Origin of the sequence: Evansella clarkii (assembly GCF_002019695.1) — a bacterium.
Lineage (GTDB): Bacteria > Bacillota > Bacilli > Bacillales > Salisediminibacteriaceae > Evansella > Evansella clarkii.
This window is the reverse complement of sequence record NZ_KV917376.1, coordinates 490614-515162: the sequence shown is the minus strand read 5'-3', so window position 1 is coordinate 515162 and position 24549 is coordinate 490614. Positions and strand designations below refer to the sequence as shown.

Here is a 24549-nt window from a genome sequence, read left to right as displayed (position 1 = left end):
GTGCGGAAGTCCGGCTGTTGGTGGCGAGCCAGCCACATAAAATAAATATTTTCCTTAAGCTGTTTTGCGATTTGTCTGGAGGAGTAGATTTTCTGTGTATAGGCATAGAGGATAATTTTTAACATCATTTTCGGATGATAAGGAGGACGTCCGCCCCCGTCATAACACCGATAGAGAATATTCTTATCGAGTTCTTCCACGGCTCGATTGACAATGCGACAAACGTGATGGGTTGGGATTTCTACTTCAAGATCCATTGGTAAATACAGCTGATCCATGTTATAATCTTGGAAAGAAATATGATCATGTTTCATAAAGAAATCGCCTCCTGGTATGGTTTTGGTGTGGTGCTTTAATTATACCAAATGGGGCGATTTCTTTATTTTTCAATTTTATTAAAATAGCTCGAAAGAGCGGCAGGCGGCGACTCCCGCGGGAAAAGCAACGGCTGAAGACCCCGCAGGGCGTTTTTCCCGAGGAGGCTGAAGCGTTGCCCGGGGAACGCGTCCGCCGAGAGCGATGCGAGCGAACTAATTACATTTACTTCAATTAATTGGTAAAGAAGAGGGTGTCACCAAAAGCTAGGCTTTTGGGACACCCTCTTTTTATGTATTATGAAAAAAACCTTATAAAGTTCATTTCTCTTTCCATCTATCGGTTAATTTAGGTTAATTAACATGATTCAGACGTTTAATATTTTCCCATAAATAAGCCAGCCTAGGTATAATTGAACTGATTAGCAGGTTTAATCGACATGTTCAGTTAGATAAGGTATTATGTTAGATAGATTTAAGTTAAAAAATAAATTGAGCTCCGGAGGCGGGAATTAATGCATAGAAATAAGGAACTCTACGACTTTCTATTAGATCATGCTGAGGAAATTACAGAAGAATGGTACCGGACCTTAGAAAAAAATGATCCTTCCGGTGTTTATATTTCTGAAGATCCTGATGTAATAAATAATGTAAAAAGACAAAATTATGAGTTTCATCTCGCTTTCTTTAAAATTTTTGTTACGGAAAAAGAAGAATTTTTAAGTAATCTGGAAAAGTGGATTGGTGAGGTAGCACAGGATGAGGAGCATCTTAACACACCATTACACAGGATTTTGAAAGAATTTTACAGAACACAGGAAATGTATATTTCAAGAATTGATCAGTTTGTTGAAGAGAGACAAGATAAATATACCATTAAAGAGATAACTTCCTGGTATCAAATTGTGGATCTTACAATGTTTAAAATCCTTGTCAGGTTTACTGAGGAGCACACTAATTATTCTCAGAAAAGGTTTCAGAAACAGCAGGAACTTATATTAGAGTTGAGCTCGCCGATAATTACACTTAATGAGCAGGTTGCGCTGCTTCCTCTTGTGGGCGAAGTTGATGAGAGCAGGGCGAAAATTATATTAGAAAAAACACTTGAAGAGTGTTCCCGTCTTGGGGTGAATCATTTACTGCTTGATCTGTCGGGAGTAGCAGTAATGGATAAAATTGTTGCCCGAGAACTGGGGCAGTTAATAGATGCCCTGAAGTTAGTAGGAGTAGAAACAACACTTTCAGGATTAAGACCTGAGATAGCACAGTCGGCAGTACAGTTAGGTCTTAATTTTGGAAAAGTATCCATTAAACCATCTCTGTCAAACACAATAAAGGTTATGGAATTGTCACTTTAATAATTATTAAACAGGAAGGCTAATTTATTTTGGCCTTCTTTTTTTGGCTCTAAACTATTTGTTGGGGTCTTTAGAAAATTTAGTGAGCATAAAAAAACACGCAAGCTCCTATATCTTTTACACTTGAATTGACTAGAAACAAGAAAAAAGATAGGAGTTGCGTGCAACATGTATTTTAACACTATTTTACCTGGATTAGAAGATGTGACAATCACAAAAACAGAGACAGTTGAAGATTCATTCCATCTCCATGTAGAGCTGAAGGTGACACATCATCGTTGTCCAGCCTGTGGCGAGAAAACGAAACGTGTGCATGATTACCGGATCCAGAAGATTAAACACCTGAAGATATTTGAAAGAATCTCTTATTTGTTCTACAGGAAGCGTCGCTATAAATGCACTTGCGGAAAGAGGTTTCCGGAAAAAACCCATATCGTTGAACGTTATCAGCGTCATTCGGCTGAATGGAATCAGGCGATGGGGCTGCGTGTAATACAGGGGAAGAATTTCAAGGATACCGCCCTGCAGTTTCACACTTCACCATCTACAGCTATCAGACGGTTCGACTCGCTTTCTGCCCCGATGTTAAAAGAAGTGAAACAACTGCCGGAAGTAATCGCGATTGATGAGTATAAGGGTGATACCAATAAAGGGAAGTATCAAGTGATCATTGCCAATGGTGAGACAGGGGAGCCACTGGACATTTTGCCTGACCGATCCGTAAGGACCGTCAAGAATTACCTTCGGAAAAAAGGGACAAATGTGAAAGTGGTCGTTATGGATATGAGCTACTCCTTCAAGTCGGCTGTAGAAAAATCGCTTGGTAATCCTGTTATTGTGGCAGATCGGTTCCACTTCTGCCGTTACATTTTCTGGGCACTGGACCGGGTACGGAGAAGGGTCCAAAAGGATTTTCATGAGTATGACCGTAAAAAATGCAAGCGAATGAAACATGTATTTAACAAACGATATGAGGAATTAACGGACAAGCAGCTCTGGTATCTGGAGAGGTACCTTCACCTGTCTGATGAATTGAAGGAAGCTTACAGGCTCAAAGAGGCATTTCGTTCCTGGTTTGATGAGGCCAAAAAGACAGGGCCTAAAGATGGGTTTAAAGTAAAACGTGGCCTTTACAGCTTTTATCACCAGGTGGAACAGTCCGGGATGAAAGAATTTATTAAAGCAATTGAAACGCTAAAGAACTGGCAGACGGAAATCATGAATAGCTTTACCTTTGGATATACCAACGGTCCTATTGAAGGGTTGAATAACCAAACAAAAGTAATTAAACGAAACGGGTTCGGTTTTAGGAGGTACGATCGCTTACGCCTTCGTGTGTTATTACATCACCAATTAAAAGGACAAACAATTCGAGTGGGATAAAGGGGCAGGAGATTATCTCCCACCCCCAACATTTGACTTAGAACCCTTTTTTTATAGTTTAGAGGGGATATACCGATATTAATAATGAAAAACCGAACTATATGTCAGGGGAGTTGCGCAGAATTTGACAAAATAGACTAGATGGGTTATAATGTCCGAAACAAAGGAGGGGGAGATAGAGGTGGATAAACATAATTCAGAATATACTGGTATGTTAGATTCTTTTGCTGGCTATCTCTCCGCAAAAGGAAGATCAGAAAATACCATTAAAACATATAACGGAGTACTGCAATTATTTATGCAGTGGATGAACAATAATGGAAGAGTGATTAATGAACTCTCCACAAAAGATATACAGGATTATCTTGAGTTTTTAGAAAACAAACAAAAGCGCAGTACTTCAACAATTAAGAAGACGTGCAACACTCTTAATACTTTTGCAAAATCTATCGGGCGGCCGGATATCGTTCAGGACATTCCTGTCTTTGAGAAAGAAGAGGGAGATTTTTTTCCGGAATCAATGACGGAGGAAGAGGTTCAGGAGCTGCTAAATAAGATTGAAAAGGATAGAAATAAAAGGAATATAGCTATTGCTTATACTCTATTAGAAACAGGCGTACGTGTATCTGAGCTATGCTCTTTAAACATTAGCGATATTGAATTGAACTCAAAACATCATACTGGCCAGCTGACTGTAAGAGGCCAGGGGAATGATCAACAGCGGACCATACCGCTGCCCAAATCCCTCGTTCATCACCTGAAGGAATATCTGGAGACAAGAACGGACGAAGAACTAGCATTGTTTTTATCCAATTATAATAAGAGGATCTCATCCCGGACAGTTCAGCATATGTTAAAGCAATACGATGTATATCCTCATAAACTGCGGCATACCTTTTGCTACAGGCTTATTGAAAAAGGTCTTGATGTATCAATTGTGGCACAGCTGGCCGGACACTCAGATATCCATGTAACGAAACAATATATAAAGGCTGTAAAAATAGCGGAGGAAGAATTAAAAGAAGCGTAGAGTCCGGATACTCTGCGCTTTTTTAAACTTCCTTGAAATTATACATATGGCATTAATTGAAACCCCGCAATTCACTAGGTCACCTTTATTCATTCCATCTTTTTAGTTTTTTTACTAAAGTAGAGTGGTTAATCCCCAGTTCTTTTGCAGCCTTTCGTATGGAAGGACTCTGTCTTAAAGTTTCCATCACGAGGCGTTTTTCAAACTTATCTACACGATCTTTCAAATTACGTTCCCCTGTATTATTTCCCTCTGTAATGTGAAAAGGAAGATTATATGGTTCGATTACGGAGGAAGGAACGGAGACTATTAAATTTTCAACCATATTTTTCAGCTCCCGTACGTTTCCGGGCCATTGATAGGAAAGAAGAAACGCTTTTGCATCTTGTGACAATTCTTTATGAATACTGTATAGCTGACAATAATGCTGAAAAAAGTATTCCACCAAAACCCCGATATCTTCCTTCCTTTCAAAAAGTGGGGGGATTTTTATTTCAATCACTTTAAGACGGTAGTATAAATCTTCTCGGAAAACACCTTTTTTTATTTGGTTTTCCAAGTTCTGATTTGTTGCTGAAATAATTCGTATATCAAGCTTTATTGGCTTATTACTGCCTATTCGGTAGATTTGTTTTTCCTGGAGGACACGGAGAAGCTTCACTTGCAGCGAAAGAGGCATCTCTCCAATTTCATCCAGCATAACTGTACCCTGGTCAGCGAGCTCAAGAAGTCCAATTTTTCCTTCTCTGCTGGCTCCGGTGAAAGCTCCTGGTACATAACCAAAGAGTTCAGATTCCAGGAGTTGCTCAGGAATGGCACCGCAGTTAACTTTAATGAAAGGCTGTTTATTTCGCTGGCTGCAATTGTGAATTAAATTGGCTATGACTTCTTTTCCGGAACCTGAAGGTCCGGTAAGCAGAACGCTAGTCGGATAAGGGGCAATCTGGTGCACTTGCTCGTATATTTCATTCATAATATTGCTTTCAAATACAATAACTTCTTCAGAATCTTCCAGCTTAAAAGAGTAGCGATGCTGATTGATTTTCGAAAAAGTTTTAGCTTTCATCAATTCTTTACGAAGTTCGTTTAGCTGGGTGATATCCCTGACGCTAGTGACCACAAGCTCTATAGTTCCATCATCATTAAAGACGGGGTTCCCGGTTACAATGACATCTTTCCTTCCGTTAATTTTCTGCATAATAGAAACCTGTTCTTTCTTTTCCAGTACAAGAAGGGATACAGACTGATCAATATAGCCGTTTTCCATTAAATCCTGCATATGTTCCCCAACAAGTTCTGCCCTGGAAAAACCGGTAATTTGCTCGTACGCCTGATTCACAAAGAGAGTAATGCCTTTATTATCAACAACATAAATACCATCAGTAGTAAACTCTATAATTGCTTCCAGCTGTTTGAGGAGCTTCTGGTATTGCTTTACTTCAGATATATCCTGAATCACACTGATAGCACCAATTCTCTTTCCGTCCTCATAAAATGGTGTTCTGTTCACGATACACTGTCTACCAAATAAACTGATTTCCTCACCAATGGTGGAAGCTCCTTTATCAATCACTTCAGGTATCCTTGTTGCAGGCACGAAATCACGGATGTCACGTCCTTCTGTTTCCATACCTTCTGCCTTTAAAAGCTGCACAGCAGAGTGGTTCATAAAAAGCACTTTGCGTTCTCCATTAACGATTACCACTCCGTTATGCATAGAAGAAATAATGTTCTCCCAGTCAATCGCCAACACTCCTCTTTCCATCTTTGCCCTCCCCTTCAAAATGGTGAATTAATTCCGTACCCAGGTGACTATTTTCACCACTAGTTTCTCTGCTTTTCAGAGAAAATCCTTCAAAATTGGTGAAATAATTCAGCAGCTCTTTGATAAAGGCCGTATTAAAGCGCGATTTGTCGCCTGGCATGAGTCTTGCATTATATTATCTCTGAAGACTCATATAGAGGGAGGGAATGGATTGAAAGTCTTTGAAAAACAGGAAACTGAAACAAAGGGCATTTTTATTAACGGAAAGTGGTTGACGACAGAACGAAGCTATCCTCTTTATTCCCCATACAGTGAGGAACTCCTCGCAAACATCAGCAAGGCTGGAGCAGAGGAAGTAGAGAGAGCGGTTGCCGGTGCGGAACAGGCCTTTGAAACAATGAAAGAAATGCCTGCACATAAGCGGGCGGGAATTTTGTTGAAGGTGGTTGAAATTTTAAAAGAGAGGAAGGAGGACCTGGCCCGGACTATTGCTTTAGAAGCAGGAAAGCCAATAACAGCTGCAAGAGGAGAAATTGGGCGGACGATAGTTACATACGAGTTTGCCGCAGAAGAAGCGAAAAGGATATATGGGGAGACGATTCCAATGGATGCGGCGCCAGGGGGAGAAAACCGCCTGGGAATGACATGGCGTGAGCCTCTTGGAACTGTGGCTGCCATCACCCCTTTTAACTTTCCGTTTAACCTTGTCGCCCATAAGCTCGGCCCGGCCTTTGCAGCGGGAAATACAGTTGTTTTGAAGCCGGCGAATCAAACACCTTTAAGCGCATTGAAGATCGCAGAGATTTTCCAGGAAGCAGGCTTGCCAGACGGAGCACTCCAGGTAGTTACAGGAAGCGGAAGTGAGATCGGAGAAGTGCTTTTGACTGATAAAAGAATTAAGAAAATTACTTTCACAGGAAGTCCGGAAGTAGGGAAGGAGATTAAGTCAAAAGCAGGTTTAAGGAAAGTAACACTTGAGCTTGGCTCTAACTCTGCTCTCATTGTAGAGCCTGCTGTACCAATGGAAAATGTAGTAAAACGGGCAGTGGAAGGGGCATTTGTTTATTCGGGGCAGGTTTGTATTTCGCTGCAGCGGATTTATGTGCATCAGTCCATTTTTGACGAGTTCTTAAGCAGATTTAAAGAGGAAGCTGAAAAAGTAAATGTCGGCGATCCAATGGAAGAAGAAACAATGGTCAGTGCCATGATTAACAGGGGTGAGGCCGAGAGAATTGACACTTGGGTGCAGGAAGCAGTGAATAAGGGAGCAAAAACGGCTTGCGGCGGAACACGTAAAGGTTCTGTTTATGCCCCAACTGTTTTGACAGACACAACTAATGAAATGAAAGTTTCATGCCAGGAGGTTTTCGCGCCGGTAGTGCTTGTCACTCCGTACGAAACAATGGAGGAAGCGATTAGAATGGTAAACGACTCTGACTTTGGCCTGAATATAGGTGTTTACACGCAAAATATTGATAAAGGATTATATGCAGCGAAAAAGATCCAGTCAGGTGCAGTGATTATTAATGACATCCCCACATTCAGAGTGGATCATATGCCTTACGGAGGAGTAAAGGAGAGCGGATACGGACGTGAAGGTATTAAGTATGCGGTGGAAGAGATGACGGAGCTGAAATTCGTTTCAATTAAAACTACCCTTTAGGAGGAGATTATATGGTAAACATTAATAAGCAGCAACCGAAGCTTTATGTGATGGATAACGGACGAATGAGCATGGATAAAAACTGGATGATTGCTATGCATAATCCGGCTACAGTGCATAATCCGAAAGCGGAAGCAGAGTTTGTGGAATTCCCAATATATACAGTCCTGATTGATCACCCTGCAGGAAAGATATTGTTCGATACGGCCTGTAATCCTGAGGGAATGGGGTCACAGGGGAGGTGGGGAGAAGTAACACAGACGATGTTTCCTTATAAAGCAAGTGAGGAGTGCTATCTGCCAAATCGTCTTGAACAGCTGAATGTGCGTCCGGAAGATGTCAAATATGTGGTTGCCTCCCATCTGCACCTCGACCACGCAGGCTGTCTCGAAATGTTTACTAACGCAACGATTGTGGTGCATGAAGATGAGCTTAACGGTACACTGCAGTCCTATGCCCGGAATGAAAAAGAAGGTGCGTATATTTGGGGAGATATCGACGCATGGATTAAAAATAACCTCCAATGGCGTACGATAAAAAGGGACGAAGATAATCTGGAGCTGGCCGAGGGAGTAAGAGTCCTTAACTTTGGCAGCGGGCATGCATGGGGAATGATAGGTCTCCATGTACAGATGCCTGAAAAGGGAGGAATAATACTTGCCTCTGATGCTATCTATACAGCTGAGAGTTTTGGTCCGCCAATAAAGCCGCCAGGAATCATCTATGATTCTATCGGCTACTCAAAAACTGTAGAGCGAATCAGAAGGCTTGCTAAAGAGACAAATTCGGAGGTATGGTTCGGCCATGATTCAGCACAGTTTAAGAACTTCCGTAAATCTACTGAAGGCTACTACGAATAATCAGGAGGTCTTACCATGGCATTTTCCAAACTGGTTTTCACCCCGTTAAGCTTTGTAGGGTGGGGGTCCCTTGATCAGCTCGTACAGGAGACGGAAAAATATGATCCGGAAAAAGTACTTATTGTAACTGATCCGGTGTTAATGGAGTTCGGACTAGTAAACCGAGTTACCGACCCGCTGCAGAAGGAGGGGTACGAGGTGTCTGTCTTTTCTGAAGTAGTGCCGGAACCTCCTCTAAAAGTGGGAGAAAAGCTTGTTCAGTATACCAGGGAAAACAACTTTGATCTTGTTGTAGGCTTGGGAGGCGGCAGTGCTCTGGACCTTGCTAAGCTTGCTGCAGTTCTTGCAGTTCATGAAGGGCCTGTAGCTGATTATTTGAATTTATCAGGTTCAAAGGCAATAGAAAAAAAAGGATTACCAAAGATTCTCATTCCAACTACGTCAGGGACAGGTTCTGAAGTAACTAACATCTCTGTTCTTTCTCTGGAAAGTACAAAGGATGTGGTCACTCATGATTACCTGCTTGCTGATGCAGCGATTGTGGATCCTGAGCTTACAGTTACTGTGCCTCCGAAAGTAACAGCTGCTACAGGGGTTGATGCACTCACGCATGCAGTGGAAGCTTATCTGTCTGTAAACGCCAGTCCTACAACTGATGGGCTCGCACTGCAGGCTATCCGGTTAATCAGCCAGTCGCTTCGCCGGGCAGTAGATAATGGAGAGGATAAACAGGCACGAATTGACATGAGTGAAGGAAGTTATATTGCCGGGCTGGCGTTTTTCAATGCGGGGGTGGCCGGCGTACACGCACTAGCCTATCCGTTAGGAGGACAGTTCCATATTCCTCATGGCGATTCAAATGCAGTTCTCCTTCCATATGTAATGGGCTACATCCGCAGGAGCTGTGAGAAGAGGATGGGAGATATACTGAATGCTTTAGGGGGTAATTCAACATATTTGTCTGATGAAGAGGCATCCCGAAAATGTGTGGAAGAGCTAGCCAGGTTAGTAGATGACGTAGGCATTCCTGGAAACTTACGCGGCTTTAATATACCAGAGTCCGCTTTGGACAGGCTGACAGAAGATGGTGCAAAGCAAAAACGGCTCCTTGCCCGTAGCCCGATGCCTCTGGAAAAAGAAGATATCCACGCCATTTATTCAGCAGCTTTTGAAGGAATAATAAAGGAACCGGAGGCGGAAGTGGAGGTTCGGTAGGGTTGTTATGAAAGCTGCTTATTAATGGAGGTGATGGGTTCGGTAGGTGTTAAGAAAGTTGCGTATTAATGATTACGCCAGGCTCTTAAGAGGAGGGCCTGGCGATTTTTTTCTTGTAATTTCTTGTCAGGCAGATTATCTTTAAATTAACCCCGTCAGAAAGGAAGTGAGTGATGAGCTCTGTCTCATGTATAAAACCCCGGTTAACACCTCTTGAAGTCGTGTATTTTCAGGCGCTGCTGCCCCGTTTTCCATTGTCCACAAATGACCTCCATTATTATCGTAACAAAGTGAAAGGCTATGAAGGAGAATGTTACTTCGATAATTTGCTTCTTCAGAATTTTTTAACTCAAGGTTATCTTGTCCCCGATTTAAACTTTGAGCAAAACAACACCAGCTGCCAGATAGACACTTTGTTAATTTCTCAGCAGAAAATATATCTGTTTGAAGTGAAGAATTTTGAAGGTGAACATTATATCAAGGGTGATAGCTGGTGCCTGCGAGCTTCAAATAAAACGATAACCAATCCTGTCCACCAGATGCAAAGAGCTGAAACCCTTCTTCGCCAGCTGCTTAAGCCCCTCCGCTTAGATATCTCAATTGAATCCTATGTCGTATTTGTAAACCCGGCTTTCACTTTATATCACGCACCGTTTGATCTCCCTGTTATTTTACCCACCCAGTTAAACCGCTTTCTGAAGACATTGAGCCATCAAACATCCGCTCTTTATAATAGCCACAGGAAGCTGGCTGAATTTCTTCTTGATAACCATGTGGATGATCCCGAAAGTAGGCGTAAAGTAAAATATGATTATGAAGATTTAAAGAAGGGAGCAGTTTGCAGTAAATGTAATTCATTTGACGTCAAAATTGGTATCTATAAGACCCTTTGCACCAGGTGCGGTTTAATCGAAGAGAATGATGAAAACTTGCTTAAAGCTATTAAAGCATTTACCCTTCTTGTTCCCGAAAAAAGAGTTACTATAAATAATATCAACGAATGGTGTAATTCTGCCCATTCAGCGAAGACTATCAGGAGGGTATTAAAGAACAATTATAAGTTGGTGAAGCAGGGAAAGTATAGTTATTATGTTTAGTAGTTAAAATTATTTCTACTTGGTAAAGAGTCCGTATAGAGCGGTAACGCGAGAGTGTCTCGCATGCCCGCTCGGGAGGAAAAAGTAGTCAAGCGGTAACGCGAGAGTGTCTCGCATGCCCGCTCGGGAGGAAAAAGTAGTCAAGCGGTATCGCGAGAGCATCTTGCATGCCCGCTCGGGAGGAAAAAGTAGTCAAGCGGTAACGCGAGAGTGTCTCGCATGCCCGCTCGGGAGGAAAAAGTAGTCAAGCGGTAACGCGAGAGTGTCTCGCATGCCCGCTCGGGAGGAAAAAGTAGTCAAGCGGTAACGCGAGAGCGTCTCGCATGCCCGCTCGGGAGGAAAAAGTAGTCAAGCGGTAACGCGAGAGTGTCTCGCATACCCGCTCGGGAGAAAAAAGAAGCCAAGCGGTAACGCGAGAGCGTCTCGCATACCCGCTCGGGAGAAAAAAGAAGCCAAGCGGTAACGCGAGAGCATCTTGCATGCCCGCTCGGGAGGAAAAAGAAGCCAAGCGGTAACGCGAGAGTGTCTCGCATGCCCGCTCGGGAGAAAAAAGAAGCCAAGCGGTAACGCGAGAGCATCTCGCATACCCGCTTGATAAAAAATCAGCATAGAGAGGTAACGCAAGAGTCTATCAGCCCCCAGAAAACCCAAAAAACCAGACGCTCTTATAATAAGAGCGCCTGGCAGGTTTCGCAGCTTTACATTAAATCATTTCCAGAATACCGCAGACTTCACAGTATCTCTTTTCTAATTTTCCAAAATGCCGCAATAGTATATATCCGCATTTCCGTAATTCCCAAGTTCCGCGCAGTCCTCAAATCCCCACTTTCAAATTACCTAAGTCCGCACAGTCCCTAAATTATCAATCCCCAATCTCAAAGTCCACATTTCCGCCCCAGCCCGCACTTACACCAGCTCTCTACCGTTTTATTATCGTATAGAACGCTGGCACTATCACGACAGTAAACAGAGCGGAAAAGATCAATCCGGAAATTATTGCAATGGACAGAGGAACAAACAGGACATCTCCGCTTAAGGCTACAGGCAGTAAAGCGGCAATAGCCGTCACTGCCGTAAGAAGAATTGGGCGCAGTCTTACGCGTCCGGCTTCTGTTACTGCATCTTCTAACGCATAGCCATCCGCCAGGCGCTGTTCCATGAACTCAATTAGCACGACTGAGTTTCTGACAACAATACCCGCAAGAGACACAATCCCCATCATGGCCATAAAACCAAGTCCTGTCTGGGTAATGAATAAACCTATTACCGCACCGGTTACAGCCAGGTAGACCGTACTCATGATTAAGATTGGAAGCAGGAGTGAATTAAACTGAACAGCCATGACGATATAAATCAGGAAAACAACTCCGGTGAATAAAGTGAGCAGTTCCAGGAAGAAATCAGTACGTTCTTCTTGTTCACCACCAACGTTTATTGTGTAACCAGAATAGTCATCTCTAAGTTCCTCTGCATATTCCTCAATCTGATTTTCCAGTGCGTCCTGGTCTCCAGCTGGCTGCACCCGGACTGTTAATGTTCGTTCCCCGTCTTCATGGGAAATTCGCGGAATAACTGAAGTTTCTTCCATCGTTACAAGCTCATCCAGGGAAAGAATTTCCGGAGCGCCCATTTCATTGGTGACATTTCTGCTCGGCAGCTCTATTTCGCTAAAGTCAGGAACCTCATCCAGGTTGCCAATCCCCTGGTCTCCGTCCGTAAGCACGAAACTAAGTTCCCGTCTTGTCTGTCCGTCGTCCAGTTCACCGAGAGGCATTCCGGCAGTAGTAAGGGAAATCTGCTGGCTGATTTCCTGTAATGTTATCCCATGCTCAGCCATCATTTCCCGATCAGGCTGGAAATGGTAAGCAGGCTGAAGGGAACCCTGGTCATCCACAACAGTACGGGTTTCCGGAAGTTCCCCTATAAACTCTTGCAGATCTTCGCCGATTTCATTGATTGTATCCAGCTCCGGCCCTTTTACAGTAATCGCTATTGGAGCTCCTACAGGAGGGCCAGCTTCAATAGTGGAAAATTCGATCACCGCATCTGGGAATTCCTCCTGCAGAGGTGATTCCCAGCGGTTAATGACCTCTTCTGAAGAAGTTATATCCCTGTCTACCCGGAACAGCATCTCACCTGTCTCTTCTCCTGTGTTGGACATCCCCTCTCCGAACAGAGGCGGCAGGCCAGACCCGGCATATATTGCATATTCAGTTATGTTTTCTTCTTCTTCAAGTACAAACCCTGCCATATCATACAGTGTTGCTTCTGTTTCTTCAATGGTTGTCCCCGCTGGCAGTCTTACTTTAACCATTACTTCAGGACGGTCCGCACTTGGAAAAAACACGACTGGTATAAATGGAATCAGTCCATAAGCCAGTGTACAGAGGATAAGCCCGGTAATCCCTGTTTTCCAAGGGTGTTTAACTACTTTTTTCAAAATAACATTACTGTACCAGCCGGCAAGGCGGTCCAGCTGCTTTCCGAGAATGCCAAGAGGAACATTCCTTTTGCCATTCTCGCCTTCTTTGTTTTTCCTCTGACGTCTTTTTTCACGCCAGACAAGAAAAACAGGTACGAGAGAGAGAGAAACAATTGTAGAAGCAATTATTGTTGTAATAAGTACGCTCGGCATTGCCCGGATAAAATCTCCGTTTGCTCCGGAAATAAATAATAATGGTAAAAAGGTGAATACAATCGCCAGGGTGGAGGTAATGATTGACGATCTGACTTCCTTGCTCCCGGTCAGGGCCCCCTTCAGCGGATTATTCCCTTCCTGATACTTCCTCTGAATATTGTCGCTCATAACAATCGCGTCATCTACCAGGATACCGAGGGCGATAATAAAGCCAATAATTGATATCTGATTTAAATCAACCTGCAGAAACGGAAGGGGAACCATACCAATAAATATAGATATTGGAATCGCAAATGAAACGATAAAGGCTGCAGCCAGATTCAATCCTAATAAAGTGACAACAATAACGGCGAGTATAGAAAAAAGGAAAGAAACTGATAAATCGCCGAATATCTCATCAATAATTGTCTGTTGTGTATAGAGAAGGTCCAGGGACACTTCTTCAGGAAGCTCCTGAGCAAGAAGCATCATTTCTTCATTTACTGCTTCATATACACTTGGTATATCAACACCTTCTTCGGGAAGTACTGTAAACGAAACTGCAGGTACCTGTTCATAGGAAACCAGATCTTCCGGCCTTTCATTAAGTACTTCTACTGTACCTATATCCTCTAGGTAAACAGCCTCTTCTTCCATTGACTGGCCGATATAAAGTTCGTTAAGTTCTTCAGGGTCTTCTATGAGAGGCAGGGTGAGCTGGACGAGTTCTCCTTCAGATTCCTGTAATCCCGGAGGTAAAGTATCCAATTCACCCTCAACAGCTGCAATGACATCAGGCACCTGCAGGCCATTTTCAGATAAATCCTCAATACTTACGATAATGGTAATTTCTTCGTCAGGCAGTCCCTTAATTGTAGTATCTTCCACACCTGGGATGCTTCTGATAGTATCAGACCATTCATCGATTAACCCATTTAATTCGTACAGGTTTTCACGCTCACTGCTGAGTAGATGATAGGAAGCGAGTGCACCCATTTGTGTATCGTCTGTTATAACAGGCTGCATTGCTTCTTCAGGAAATTCTGCTTCCGCGTTGCTGACAGCCTGCCTGATATTAGATAAAACGTTTGTGCGGTCTGCGCCATCCTCTATTTCCAGAACGACAGTAGAGGCTCCAGAGGCGGAAACCGATGAATAGTTATCAATGCCGTTAATCCCCTGCAGAGAGCTTTCAAGAGGATTGGTAACGTTTCGTTCTACTTCCTCGGCAGAGGCGCCCGGATAGGGCACGGTGACCGTAGTCATGTCCACTGTTATTTCGGGGATTTCCCGCTGGGGAAGCTGAAAAAAGGTTAACATACCGACTATTGTTAACAGAATAATAAAGAGAGTGGATATTTTAGGCTTTTTTATTATGTACTCAAACATAGCAGATCTCCTTGTCTTTATCGTTTATTGCAACAACTGTTACTCTTATTATGTGTTAACTTATGGTGTACAGGAAATTTCAGGATGATATTCATGAATTTTGTAATTTTTTCCGCCTCTTTTATATTCCCTTTAACAAAGGAAAGAAACACAATATGACGTTATTTGAAGGAAGCGCCATTAATGAAAGGATCGGCAGATTGATTTCTGAGATGCAGATCCAATTGTGAGTATTAGATAGCGCAGTGCCTCAAGATTTATTAAAACAAAAAAGGTGACGCAGCAGTCTGCCGCGTCACCTTAATACATAATTTAAAAAATAGCTGAAAGTACAGCACCACCGGCAGCTCCGGCAACCACAATAACCCATGGCGGGAGTTTCCAGAATACAAGCATGCTGAAGAGTATTGCCGCAAACGCAAAATCAACTGGAGCTAAAATCGAACTTGTCCAGATAGGGTGATAAAATGCGCTGACCAGAATGCCTACGACTGCTGCATTCACTCCCATAAATGCACCTTTTATTTTCGGGCTCTTCCTTAAAATATCCCAGAACGGCAGTGTGCCGAGAATCAGCAGGAATGCAGGAAGAAAAATAGCTGCTGTTGCCAGAAGGCCGCCCTGCCAGCCGCCCATTACTGCTCCGAGATAAGAAGCGAAGGTAAATAAAGGGCCAGGAACCGCCTGTGCTGCACCATATCCTGCTAAAAATGCTTCTTCAGTTACCAAGCCAGCAGGTACAAACTCCCTTTCCAGGAGGGGCAAGACTACATGACCCCCGCCAAATACAAGGGAGCCGGAACGGTAAAAGCTGTCAAACATAGCAACCCAGTTCCACGTCACTGCCTCACGAGCAAGGGGGAGGAGTATCAGCAATCCAAAAAATAATGCGAGACAGACAGCCCCAAACTTGCGAGAAACAGGAAATTTAACGCTGGAATCCTGCAGATCCTCATATTGTTTATAGAGCAGAAAACCTGCAAACCCTGCAATAAGGATAACTCCTACCTGAGTGAAAGTAGTCTGCCATAAAAGGGTGGCGACTAATGCAAATAACGCGATCGCCTTTCTTTTCAAGTCGGGAGCCAGCTTGGAGGCCATCCCCATAATCGCGTGGGCCACTACAGCTACAGCGACTATTTTCAGACCATGAATCCATCCGGCCATTCCCACATCGGTACCTTGAAGAAGCAGGGCAAAAATAATTAAAGCAATGACAGAAGGCAGGGTGAATCCAATAAAAGAAACGATGCCCCCAAATACTCCCGCCCGCATAACACCAATGCCTATCCCGACCTGGCTGCTTGCAGGACCTGGCAGGAACTGGCTTAGTGCAACTAAATCAGCGTAGCTTTTTTCATCCATCCACTTTCTCCGCTGCACATACTCGTTGTGAAAATATCCTAAATGGGCTATTGGACCGCCAAATGAAGTAAGGCCGAGGCGTGTTGATACGATAAGAATTTCCCAAAGTGCCTTCAATCTGCTGTCAGACTTATTATGCAATAACAAACACCTTCTTTTTTTCGCTGTTTATATGTAGAGAAGCAAATGCATCTGCAGAAGCTCCAAATAAATAGAGTTCTTCCGGCAGACCAGTTTGCTTTTGTTAAAACGATACTATTTTTCATTTTTTCCTTTTTAATACTTAAAGTCAATAATTTTACTTAAAAGCTTTCGTAAATATTTTGTAAACCGCTTAGGAGTCAAAGGGTTTAATTAATTTATTTCAGGTCCTCTGCAATTCCCCGCCCTGTCTGCCTTCCGCTGAACAGACAGCCTCCCAGAAAGGTGCCTTCCAGAGAACGGTAGCCGTGGACGCCTCCGCCCCCAAAACCAGCTGCTTCTCCAGCGGCATAAAGGCCTTGTACGGGACTGCCTGACATGCTGAGCACTCGTCCTGACAGATCAGTCTGAAGGCCGCCGAGTGTTTTTCGGCTCAGTATATTTAACCTGACAGCGATCAGCGGGCCGTTTTCAGGGTCAAGGAATTTATGGGGAGGGGCAACTCTTACCAGCTTGTCGCCACGGTAGTTTCTGGCACCGCGGAGAGCCGTTATTTGCAGATCCTTTGTAAAAGCATTATCCAATTCTCTGTCACGGGCGGAAACCTGGCGTTTAATGTCTTCGTATTGAATCAGATTTCCCCCGGTAAGCTTATTCATACCATCAACGAGATCGGTAAGGGAATGGGCAATTACAAAATCTTCGCCTTTATCCATAAATGCCTGTACAGGAGCAGGGGCGCCGGGCAGCACCCGGGACAGTACTTTTCGTACGCTTTTCCCTGTAAGGTCAGGATTTTGTTCAGAGCCGGATAAAGCAAATTCTTTCTCAATTACCTTCTGGGTGAGAATAAACCACGAGTAATCATAGCCTGTTTTTAATATGGTTTCCAGCGTGCCAAGTGTATCAAATCCTGGAAGGTTCGGGGCAGGGAACCGTCGACCTTCTGCATCGAGCCATAAGGATGAAGGGCCGGGAAGAATCCGGATTCCGTGTTTCTTCCAGACTGGATTCCAGTTTTTGATTCCCTCTGTGTAATGCCACATCCGGTCTTTATTCACTAAACGGCCGCCTGCCCTTTCTGTAATTTCGAGCATCCGGCCGTCCACATGCTCCGGAACACCGGAGAGCATATTTTCAGGAGCAGGCCCGAGCCGGTCAGGCCAGTTCTTGCGTATTAATTCAAAGTTTCCGCCAATTCCGCCGCTCGTAATCACGACCGCTTCTGCTTCATATGTAAAACCCCCAACAACTTCCCTGGAACTTGCTTCTCCCCGTCCTGTGCTGCCTGGTGCAAGCACATCACCAGCAACCCCTGTGACGACACCGTTTTTAGTAAGCAGCTCATTAACACGGTGACGGGGCTTATAATCCACTAAACCATTACCGATGGCAAGACGGACTCTCTGTTCAAATGGTTTAACCAGCCCCGGACCTGTACCCCATACTATATGAAAACGAGGAACAGAATTTCCATGTCCTTCTGCAAGGTAGCCTCCCCGTTCTGCCCACCCTACTACAGGAAAAAAGCGGATTCCCAGTTTGTGCAGCCAGTCTCGTTTTTCCCCGGCAGCAAAATTCACATATGCTTCCGCCCATTTTTTTGCCCAGTAATCTTCATCGTCTTCTCTGTCGAAGCCGGCTGTGCCAAGCCAGTCCTGCCATGCCAAATCCTTCGAATCTTTAATCCCCATTCTGCGCTGTTCCGGTGAGTCGACGAGAAAAAGGCCGCCAAAGGACCACCAGGCCTGTCCCCCAAGTGAAGCCTCCGGTTCCTGGTCTAAAAGAAGCACTTTTTTTCCGGCATCAGTCAATTCGGCGGCAGCTGTAAGCCCTGCCAGTCCTGCCCCAACTATGATCACATCATATTTCATTATAAATCCTCCCAGTAAAAAAGCTCTTATTTATTAATTATAGAAGAAATGAGACCATTTTGTGGTAAAATTACATAATATTCAATAAATTACTTTTGTGTGCAATGCATATAAAATAAGGTGACTCCACGTTCAGACTGCCGGGATTATAGTAATAAAGCGATTATTTAAATCCAAATTTAAATGGAGGAAAGCAAATGAGAAAAGCTTTGGTTCTTGGAGCTTCAGGTGGTATCGGGTCTGCTCTGGTAAATGAACTTGTATCACGGGGGACGGAGGTAACTGCAGTAGCGAGAGGGAAGGAGAAACTGGAGAAGCTCTTTGGCGACAAAAATAATGTATCTGTTGTACAAGGTGATGCGTTGATTGAAGGGGATGTTTTAAAGGCAGTGCAGGGAATGGACGTAATTTTTCACGCTGTTGGATTTCCGTATCAAGTCTGGAAAGAAACCCATCCCCCATGCATCGACATTATGATTAAGGCAGCCAGGAAATACGAGGCGAAAATTGTAATGGCAGATAATGTTTATGCCTATGGAAAGCAGTATGGCCAGCCAGTCTCTGAATCTGCGAAAAAGGAGCCGCACACGAAAAAAGGAAAAATGAGGCTGCAGATGGAAAATGCACTGAAAGAGAGCGGAGTGCCTGTTTTAATTGCCCATTTGCCTGATGTATACGGGCCAAATGCTGAAAGTACAATGCTCCATGAAACACTGAAAAACGCAGTGGTAAATAAGCCGGCAAATTTTGTAGGGGATATAACTAAGGCAAGGGAGTTTTTATATACTAAAGATGCTGCAAAAGCAATGGTGGAGCTGGCTTTACGGGATGATACATATAATCAGAACTGGAATATTCCCGCTGCTCACCCGATTACCGGAAAGGAAATTCTGGAGATTATCCGGGAGGAAACTGGCTATGAAAAACCAGTCAGGGCCGTCAGTAAATCTATGATCCGTCTCCTGGGCTTATTTAACCCTTTTATGAGAGAACTTGTTGAAATGATGTACTTAACAGAGGAACCAGTGGTGTTAAGCGGGGATAAATATGAGAACATTGTGGGCCCTCTGCCCCGGACTCCATACAGAGAAGGGCTGAAGGAAACGATAAGCTGGCTGAAAGAAAAGGAAGCTGAGACTGCTGCAGTTTAACAATTTTCTTATACCTGCTGCAAGGTTTATTCCGGACTGGGATACGGGATCAGAGCAAATTTCCTCATACAATTTACAGGAAAGATGTTTCCAGGTCTCAGATAAAGGATATTATTTTTCTAACAGCATCATAACCTGATTGTTCCGTGGTTAACACAGCAATTTTCTGTCGAGGAGGTCTGGCATTATGATCCGGAAGTTATGGCGCGAAGGTAATGTTCTTGCCTTCAAGGCTGCAGGTACGATGACAGTGGAAGATAATGAAAAAGCTTTTGATGAGATCAGAAAAGCGATTCGCCAGCATGGAAAGGTAAACTTGATTGTATGGCTCCCTGAAATGGCAAAACCGGAAATTTCGGCTGTGAATAACAGACTTCGCTTTGCCAGGGAACATGGTGGGGACATAGAGCGGTATGCGATTGTAGGAGACCAGAAAACGGTAAAATTCCTCTCATCAGCTGCTGACAAGGTTACGGACATGGAACTTCAATATTTCCCTGAAGAAGAAGAGGAAAAGGCCCGGGAGTGGGTATTAGAAACTCAACAAAACTCATAGCAAGCCATATTCACCTCCAGTATATAGCTGGAGGATTTTTTGTTTTTATAGCTCAGGAAATTGATTGAATTAATTATGTAGAAGGAAATTCCCAATAATAGATTTGCAATTTCCACTTTGCAGGAAATTGCAGGGTGATCGAGAATGTAACATATAATGGAGATTTTGTCGAAAATAATAATACATACAGGGGGAGAGTGCCCGGAGATGGAGGTTTAGATGGAAGGAAAAACCACTATGAAAAAAACAATATGGCAGGAATACTGGCGTATAGAAGAACAGGAGGCTCTGCTGGAAGATATGGCCCGGCAAGGCTGGCAGCTTACAGGGGTAAATTACCGGTCTTTCATATTTGAAAAAAGCAGTCCTTCCGATACACGTTACCGTATCGGCTATATTAAAAAGGATGAAAAATTCGATGAGAGGATGGCAGAATACGAGCAGGAAGGCTGGGAATACATCCCTTCCAAAGGGAATCTGCGAATTTTCCGGGCTATGGAAGACAATGAACAAGACAAAGAACGTAAGTATCAGGCAGTTGAGTGGAGGCTGCTCAGAAAAGACCTTTTAATACAGGAGGTGCCACTCATTTTTCTTACTTTTCTTTCTGTTGCCCTTTTAGTATACAGAGTTTATCAATGGTCGGCAGAGGCTATTCTTGTGGATATTTTTCTTGCAGCACTTATAATTTTTATTCTGTCTTCAGGAGCTTTGCTTTCCAGGCTCATGGGGGCCTGTTCCCATGTTTCAAAGCTGATAAGCAAGCTGGAATCAGGACACTCACTTCACCATGGTATAGATTATAGGAAGAGGTTTTCCAAAAACAGAGCTATCAGTGTGGGAGGGGCGTTAGTTGTGATTCCTATCCTGGTTCTTGTGTTCGGGAATCTGGCTTTTTCATATATAACGTCTTCTTCTGAAGTGCCAGAGGGAGCCGAACTTCCTGTCCTCCAGCTTGCGGACATTGTTGAGGAAGAGCTTTTGCCGTACATAAATCAAGGAGAGGAAGAAAACTTTTACAGGGAGAGATGGGGGATTTTAGTGCCGGAGCAATACTCCCTGAGGGAAAGTGTTACGGATCCGGATCATGAGTGGGAGCCCGGAAATTCAGGTACCTCTTATTTGTGGTCGTACCGATATACAGGGAGAACGGAAGGACTAAGCGGGAGGCTTGCCCAAAGCATGGTTGAGGAGTACAGCCGGCATAGTCCATTGGAAGACTATGAACCTATGGAAAGTACTGATTTTGATGACTTATGGGTTAGTGAAAATCATCTAATGTCGGCTGTGATTGCGAGAGCGGGAAGAGAAGTTTTTTATGTACAGTATTCCGGGGATGAACCGGTTGATATTCTTGTAGATAGTATTGCAAATAAATTTATGGAGCAGTAGTTGAAGCACATGTGCAGCTTTTCAATCAGCCTTTTTCCTGTTATCTTTCTTAATATCCTGGTAATGCAAGCGCATCCATATTGCTTGCTCAATTACTATAGTACCAATATAATGGGGAATTATCAGAATACATACAGGAGGGATAGAGATGATTTCTGCAACATGGAACTGGCTTTGGGAAAAGCATGACCAGACAAAAGACCTTCTTACTTTTTTCGTAAAGCCAAATAAGTCCAGAATAAGCAAGTCGGGAAGCTCCTGGCAGTCGTCCTCGGCAGGTAATGATAATGGCGACGGGAATAAACGGAGTTATAAAACACCTCAGCTTATCGGACTGTTCTTAGGTCCGCTTTTATTTATTTTAACACTAATGTTTTTCACCCCTGAAGGCTTGACTCCGGAAGGGCGGGCGATTCTCGCCAGCACCCTTTGGATTGCCGTCTGGTGGATAACGGAAGCTATACCGATACCGGCTACATCACTGCTTCCGGTTATCCTGTTTCCACTTACTGGGGGGCTTAATATTGGAGAAACAACGTCAGCATACGGGAGCGATACGATATTCCTGTTTATGGGCGGGTTTATGATCGCGCTGGCAATGGAAAAGTGGAATTTACATAAACGTATCGCTCTGACAATCATCTCTGTTATCGGGACAAACACAGAAAGAATTATACTTGGTTTTATGGTAGCGACTGGTTTCCTTTCCATGTGGATATCCAATACAGCAACGGCGATGATGATGGTGCCGATTGCTCTCGCTATTGTTTACCAAATCTCTGAAGCTTTGAAAGACGATCCGTCAGTCGATACCTCGAAAGAAAACTTTGGTTTCGGTAAGGCGATGATGCTGAGTATTGCATATGCTGCATCCATTGGGGGAGTTGCCACGCTAATTGGCACACCGCCGAACACCCTTTTTGCAGGGGCGGTACAGGAAATTTACGGACTTGAAGTTTCATTTGCCGGCTGGATGATGTTCGGTGTTCCGTTTGCCTGGATATTTATTCTCCTGGCATGGGTGTATCTTGTAAAAGTGGCTTATCCAATGAAATTAAAGGAACTGCCAGGCGGGCAGAAAGTTATCAGGGACGAAAAGCAGAAGCTCGGCGCAGTGACGTTTGAGCAAAAAGCTGTTTTTGCCGTCTTTGTCCTGGCGGCTTTCGCATGGATCAGCCGTACCTTCATACTTAATGATATTAACGAAAATATTAATGATGCCATCATAGCGATGACAGCGGCGCTAATATTATTCATCATACCAGCTAAAACGAAGAAGGGCGGACACCTCCTTGACTGGAATACGGCTGTAAAACTGCCTTGGGGAATCTTGCTTCTTTTCGGGGGCGGGCTCGCTATTGCTGCCGGCTTTACCGCTTCGGGGCTTTCTGAGTGGATTGGCGGCCAGCTTACAGCGCTTGAAGGTGTCAATATGCTGATCGTGCTTATAATGGTTGCTGCTCTGGTAATTTTCCTGACAGAAATCACATCCAATACAGCAACTGCTTCCATGATGTTCCCGATTATGGCGTCTCTCGCAGTCGCTTTAGGGGTACATCCATACGGCCTGATGGTTACAGCTGCTGTTGCTGCCTCCTGTGCGTTTATGCTTCCGGTAGCAACACCGCCGAACGCGGTAGTTTTCGGTTCTGGTTACCTACGTATACCAGACATGGCCAAAGCGGGTGTTGCGCTTAACTTCGCCGGTATAATTTTAATTGCAGCTGCAGTTTATTTCATTCTGCCACTTGTGTGGGGCATTAATTTAACAGATGTTCCTGCGTTCGCGGAGTAATAGTTTGCTAGATTTAAAAACTTAAGTGTAGAGATACAAGACATCTCCCATTTCTTCAGGAAACGGGGGATGTTTTTTTCATAGCAAAGGTGGCTGACTGGGAAATGAGAAAACTAACGCTGAGGGAAACAGGCAAGATAGCTGTTTTACCAGTTATCAATGAGGGTACTTCAATTAAAAAGAGGGGGCAGTTTCAGAAGAGAGATTATGAGTTTTTATAAACTGGAACTGCTTTAACAGCTAAACTTAATGAACTGATAGGAGAGTTATCATGAGAAAAATAACATTATCTCCATTTATCGTTTTGAATCTTGCTTCTGTTTTATTTATAGGAACAACCGGCACAGTTTCCGCGAATGAAGATACACCCCCAGCTGAGGAACTCCTGCAAATTTCTTATGAGGCGATGGAGGACCTCGGAAGTTTTTCCACGAGAATTGAAATGGAGCAGTCGTTTCTTACAGCTGGCCAGGAGGAACCAATACATACAAAATCGCGGATTGAACAGGATGTAATTACAGATCCATTTAATATGTATCAAAAAACGGAGAATGCCGCAGCCCCTGATGCGGGGATAGGTGAGGATACCGTGACAGAGGCTTACTGGACAGAGGATGCTATTTATCAGCAGGATCCTGATGGGTCATGGATAAAGATCAGTAATGAAATTACAGGCGGCCCTTCTGTTAATTTCGTGGAAAACCCGGCAGACGAGGCCAGGCATATGACAGGGCTTAGCGACAATATGTCTGTTTATGAAGAAGACGGCTATTATATTCTCGTTTTCGAGGGCAGCGGGGAGAATTTTTTAAATAATACACAGGAAGTATTAGCGGCAATGGAAGATGAAATATATGGGGATATTATAGCGGGTACCCTGGAAGGGATGACCATCGATTCTCTCGATTATCAGATGATAATCGATAAAGAGTCACATTTCCTTTCGTATGTAACACTGGAAATGGAAATTACGATGGAAACTGAGGCCGGATCTGAGCAATCGAAGCAAAGAACGAGTACAGAGTATATTAATTTTAACGAACTGGATTCCATTTCGCTTCCTGATCAGGTTGAGGAGGAAGCGGTGGATCTGGATGAATTGATTAATGAAGAAAATGATGGGGGCGTTGAAGCAGCTGCTGGAACAACTCCTGATAATGATGATGAAGGGGTGAGCAATAATATCGGGGAAGCGGCGGCAGCTGGAGAAAAGAAAGATGTTAATGAGAAGGTAAATGATGCAAAAGCAGCCGATGTTAATAGTGAAAATATGGATAACGAGGCGGAAGTGAGCGAAGCAGGTTCCGGAAGTGAGGAAACCGCTTCAGCTTCAGCGGAAAAGGGAGAAGCCGCTGAAACTGCCGCTGGCAGCAATGCCTCTGCCACTAATGCTCTCTACCCTGTCGGTCTCCTTGCAGGTATATTATTTGCAGGTATTGGCGGAGCGATTTTAGTTGCCCGAAAAAAGAGGACTGGCTAATACGTGAAGGGTAAAAGAAAAAGCACAGCAACCTTTTTAAAGGATGCTGTGCTATGTTTTACTATAAGAAAGTATAACATCCCACGATAGTTATCCAGCTCCAG

17 protein-coding genes are annotated in these 24549 nt (G+C 43.8%); 12 read left to right on the top strand and 5 right to left on the bottom strand.

What is annotated here, in order from left to right:
• A partial coding sequence (locus BK582_RS02245) for a transposase (protein ID WP_139368303.1) occupies positions 1-314 on the bottom strand: 314 nt, incomplete at its 3' end.
• A 515-nt stretch (positions 315-829) separates the two neighbouring features.
• Here BK582_RS02245 and BK582_RS02240 point away from each other — a divergent pair.
• The 3 genes from BK582_RS02240 to BK582_RS02230 all read left to right on the top strand — a co-directional run bounded on the left by BK582_RS02240 (position 830) and on the right by BK582_RS02230 (position 4085).
• Positions 830-1672 carry an STAS domain-containing protein gene (locus BK582_RS02240; protein ID WP_078592796.1) on the top strand — a complete coding sequence of 281 codons (843 nt, stop codon included), beginning with the start codon at positions 830-832 and terminating at the stop codon, positions 1670-1672.
• A 168-nt stretch (positions 1673-1840) separates the two neighbouring features.
• Entirely contained in the window at positions 1841-3055 is a 1215-nt protein-coding gene (locus BK582_RS02235) for an ISL3 family transposase (RefSeq protein ID WP_078592795.1), read from the top strand.
• Between the two features lie 181 nt (positions 3056-3236).
• Entirely contained in the window at positions 3237-4085 is an 849-nt protein-coding gene (locus BK582_RS02230) for a tyrosine-type recombinase/integrase (protein WP_169910753.1), read from the top strand.
• Between the two features lie 85 nt (positions 4086-4170).
• Here the strand turns inward: BK582_RS02230 and BK582_RS02225 are convergent, their stop codons facing one another.
• Positions 4171-5850 carry a sigma 54-interacting transcriptional regulator gene (locus BK582_RS02225; RefSeq protein ID WP_078592793.1) on the bottom strand — a complete coding sequence of 560 codons (1680 nt, stop codon included), beginning with the start codon at positions 5848-5850 and terminating at the stop codon, positions 4171-4173.
• A 211-nt stretch (positions 5851-6061) separates the two neighbouring features.
• Here BK582_RS02225 and BK582_RS02220 point away from each other — a divergent pair, with 211 nt between their 5' ends.
• The 4 genes from BK582_RS02220 to BK582_RS02205 all read left to right on the top strand — a co-directional run bounded on the left by BK582_RS02220 (position 6062) and on the right by BK582_RS02205 (position 10685).
• A complete protein-coding gene (locus tag BK582_RS02220; RefSeq protein ID WP_078592792.1) occupies positions 6062-7513 on the top strand; it encodes an aldehyde dehydrogenase family protein in 1452 nt (483 codons plus the stop codon).
• Between the two features lie 11 nt (positions 7514-7524).
• Positions 7525-8373 carry an AhlS family quorum-quenching N-acyl homoserine lactonase gene (gene ahlS / locus BK582_RS02215; protein ID WP_078592791.1) on the top strand — a complete coding sequence of 283 codons (849 nt, stop codon included), beginning with the start codon at positions 7525-7527 and terminating at the stop codon, positions 8371-8373.
• A 15-nt stretch (positions 8374-8388) separates the two neighbouring features.
• Positions 8389-9588, top strand: a complete 1200-nt coding sequence (locus BK582_RS02210) for an iron-containing alcohol dehydrogenase (RefSeq protein ID WP_078592790.1) — start codon at positions 8389-8391, stop codon at positions 9586-9588.
• A gap of 173 nt (positions 9589-9761) precedes the next feature.
• A complete protein-coding gene (locus BK582_RS02205; RefSeq protein WP_078592789.1) occupies positions 9762-10685 on the top strand; it encodes a nuclease-related domain-containing protein in 924 nt (307 codons plus the stop codon).
• 919 nt (positions 10686-11604) lie between these two features.
• Here BK582_RS02205 and BK582_RS02200 read toward each other — a convergent pair.
• The 3 genes from BK582_RS02200 to BK582_RS02190 all read right to left on the bottom strand — a co-directional run bounded on the left by BK582_RS02200 (position 11605) and on the right by BK582_RS02190 (position 18071).
• Positions 11605-14691 carry an efflux RND transporter permease subunit gene (locus BK582_RS02200; protein WP_078592788.1) on the bottom strand — a complete coding sequence of 1029 codons (3087 nt, stop codon included), beginning with the start codon at positions 14689-14691 and terminating at the stop codon, positions 11605-11607.
• A gap of 312 nt (positions 14692-15003) precedes the next feature.
• Entirely contained in the window at positions 15004-16197 is a 1194-nt protein-coding gene (gene chrA / locus BK582_RS02195) for a chromate efflux transporter (protein ID WP_420841219.1), read from the bottom strand.
• A 218-nt stretch (positions 16198-16415) separates the two neighbouring features.
• A complete protein-coding gene (locus BK582_RS02190; RefSeq protein ID WP_078592786.1) occupies positions 16416-18071 on the bottom strand; it encodes an FAD-binding dehydrogenase in 1656 nt (551 codons plus the stop codon).
• A 197-nt stretch (positions 18072-18268) separates the two neighbouring features.
• On the opposite strand from BK582_RS02190, the gene BK582_RS02185 reads away from it, so the two are divergent.
• The 5 genes from BK582_RS02185 to BK582_RS02165 all read left to right on the top strand — a co-directional run bounded on the left by BK582_RS02185 (position 18269) and on the right by BK582_RS02165 (position 24445).
• The gene (locus BK582_RS02185) at positions 18269-19222 is read left to right on the top strand and encodes an SDR family NAD(P)-dependent oxidoreductase (RefSeq protein WP_078592785.1); all 954 of its coding nucleotides are present in this window, start codon (positions 18269-18271) and stop codon (positions 19220-19222) included.
• A 187-nt stretch (positions 19223-19409) separates the two neighbouring features.
• Entirely contained in the window at positions 19410-19778 is a 369-nt protein-coding gene (locus BK582_RS02180) for a SpoIIAA family protein (RefSeq protein WP_078592784.1), read from the top strand.
• A gap of 237 nt (positions 19779-20015) precedes the next feature.
• Positions 20016-21170: a DUF2812 domain-containing protein gene (locus tag BK582_RS02175; protein ID WP_169910750.1), complete on the top strand. Its 1155-nt coding sequence runs from the start codon at positions 20016-20018 to the stop codon at positions 21168-21170.
• Between the two features lie 148 nt (positions 21171-21318).
• Positions 21319-22965, top strand: a complete 1647-nt coding sequence (locus BK582_RS02170; RefSeq protein WP_078592782.1) for an SLC13 family permease — start codon at positions 21319-21321, stop codon at positions 22963-22965.
• Between the two features lie 271 nt (positions 22966-23236).
• Entirely contained in the window at positions 23237-24445 is a 1209-nt protein-coding gene (locus BK582_RS02165; RefSeq protein ID WP_078592781.1) for a DUF6612 family protein, read from the top strand.
• The last annotated feature ends 104 nt before the right edge of the window (positions 24446-24549 follow it).

Coding starts and splice junctions, on each gene's coding strand:
- BK582_RS02240 (WP_078592796.1), top strand. CDS start 830: ATGCATAGAAATAAGGAACTCTACGACTTTCTATTAGATCATGCTGAG.
- BK582_RS02235 (WP_078592795.1), top strand. CDS start 1,841: ATGTATTTTAACACTATTTTACCTGGATTAGAAGATGTGACAATCACA.
- BK582_RS02225 (WP_078592793.1), bottom strand. CDS start 5,850: ATGGAAAGAGGAGTGTTGGCGATTGACTGGGAGAACATTATTTCTTCT.
- ahlS (WP_078592791.1), top strand. CDS start 7,525: ATGGTAAACATTAATAAGCAGCAACCGAAGCTTTATGTGATGGATAAC.
- BK582_RS02210 (WP_078592790.1), top strand. CDS start 8,389: ATGGCATTTTCCAAACTGGTTTTCACCCCGTTAAGCTTTGTAGGGTGG.
- BK582_RS02205 (WP_078592789.1), top strand. CDS start 9,762: ATGAGCTCTGTCTCATGTATAAAACCCCGGTTAACACCTCTTGAAGTC.
- BK582_RS02200 (WP_078592788.1), bottom strand. CDS start 14,691: ATGTTTGAGTACATAATAAAAAAGCCTAAAATATCCACTCTCTTTATT.
- BK582_RS02190 (WP_078592786.1), bottom strand. CDS start 18,071: ATGAAATATGATGTGATCATAGTTGGGGCAGGACTGGCAGGGCTTACA.
- BK582_RS02185 (WP_078592785.1), top strand. CDS start 18,269: ATGAGAAAAGCTTTGGTTCTTGGAGCTTCAGGTGGTATCGGGTCTGCT.
- BK582_RS02180 (WP_078592784.1), top strand. CDS start 19,410: ATGATCCGGAAGTTATGGCGCGAAGGTAATGTTCTTGCCTTCAAGGCT.
- BK582_RS02175 (WP_169910750.1), top strand. CDS start 20,016: ATGAAAAAAACAATATGGCAGGAATACTGGCGTATAGAAGAACAGGAG.
- BK582_RS02170 (WP_078592782.1), top strand. CDS start 21,319: ATGATTTCTGCAACATGGAACTGGCTTTGGGAAAAGCATGACCAGACA.
- BK582_RS02165 (WP_078592781.1), top strand. CDS start 23,237: ATGAGAAAAATAACATTATCTCCATTTATCGTTTTGAATCTTGCTTCT.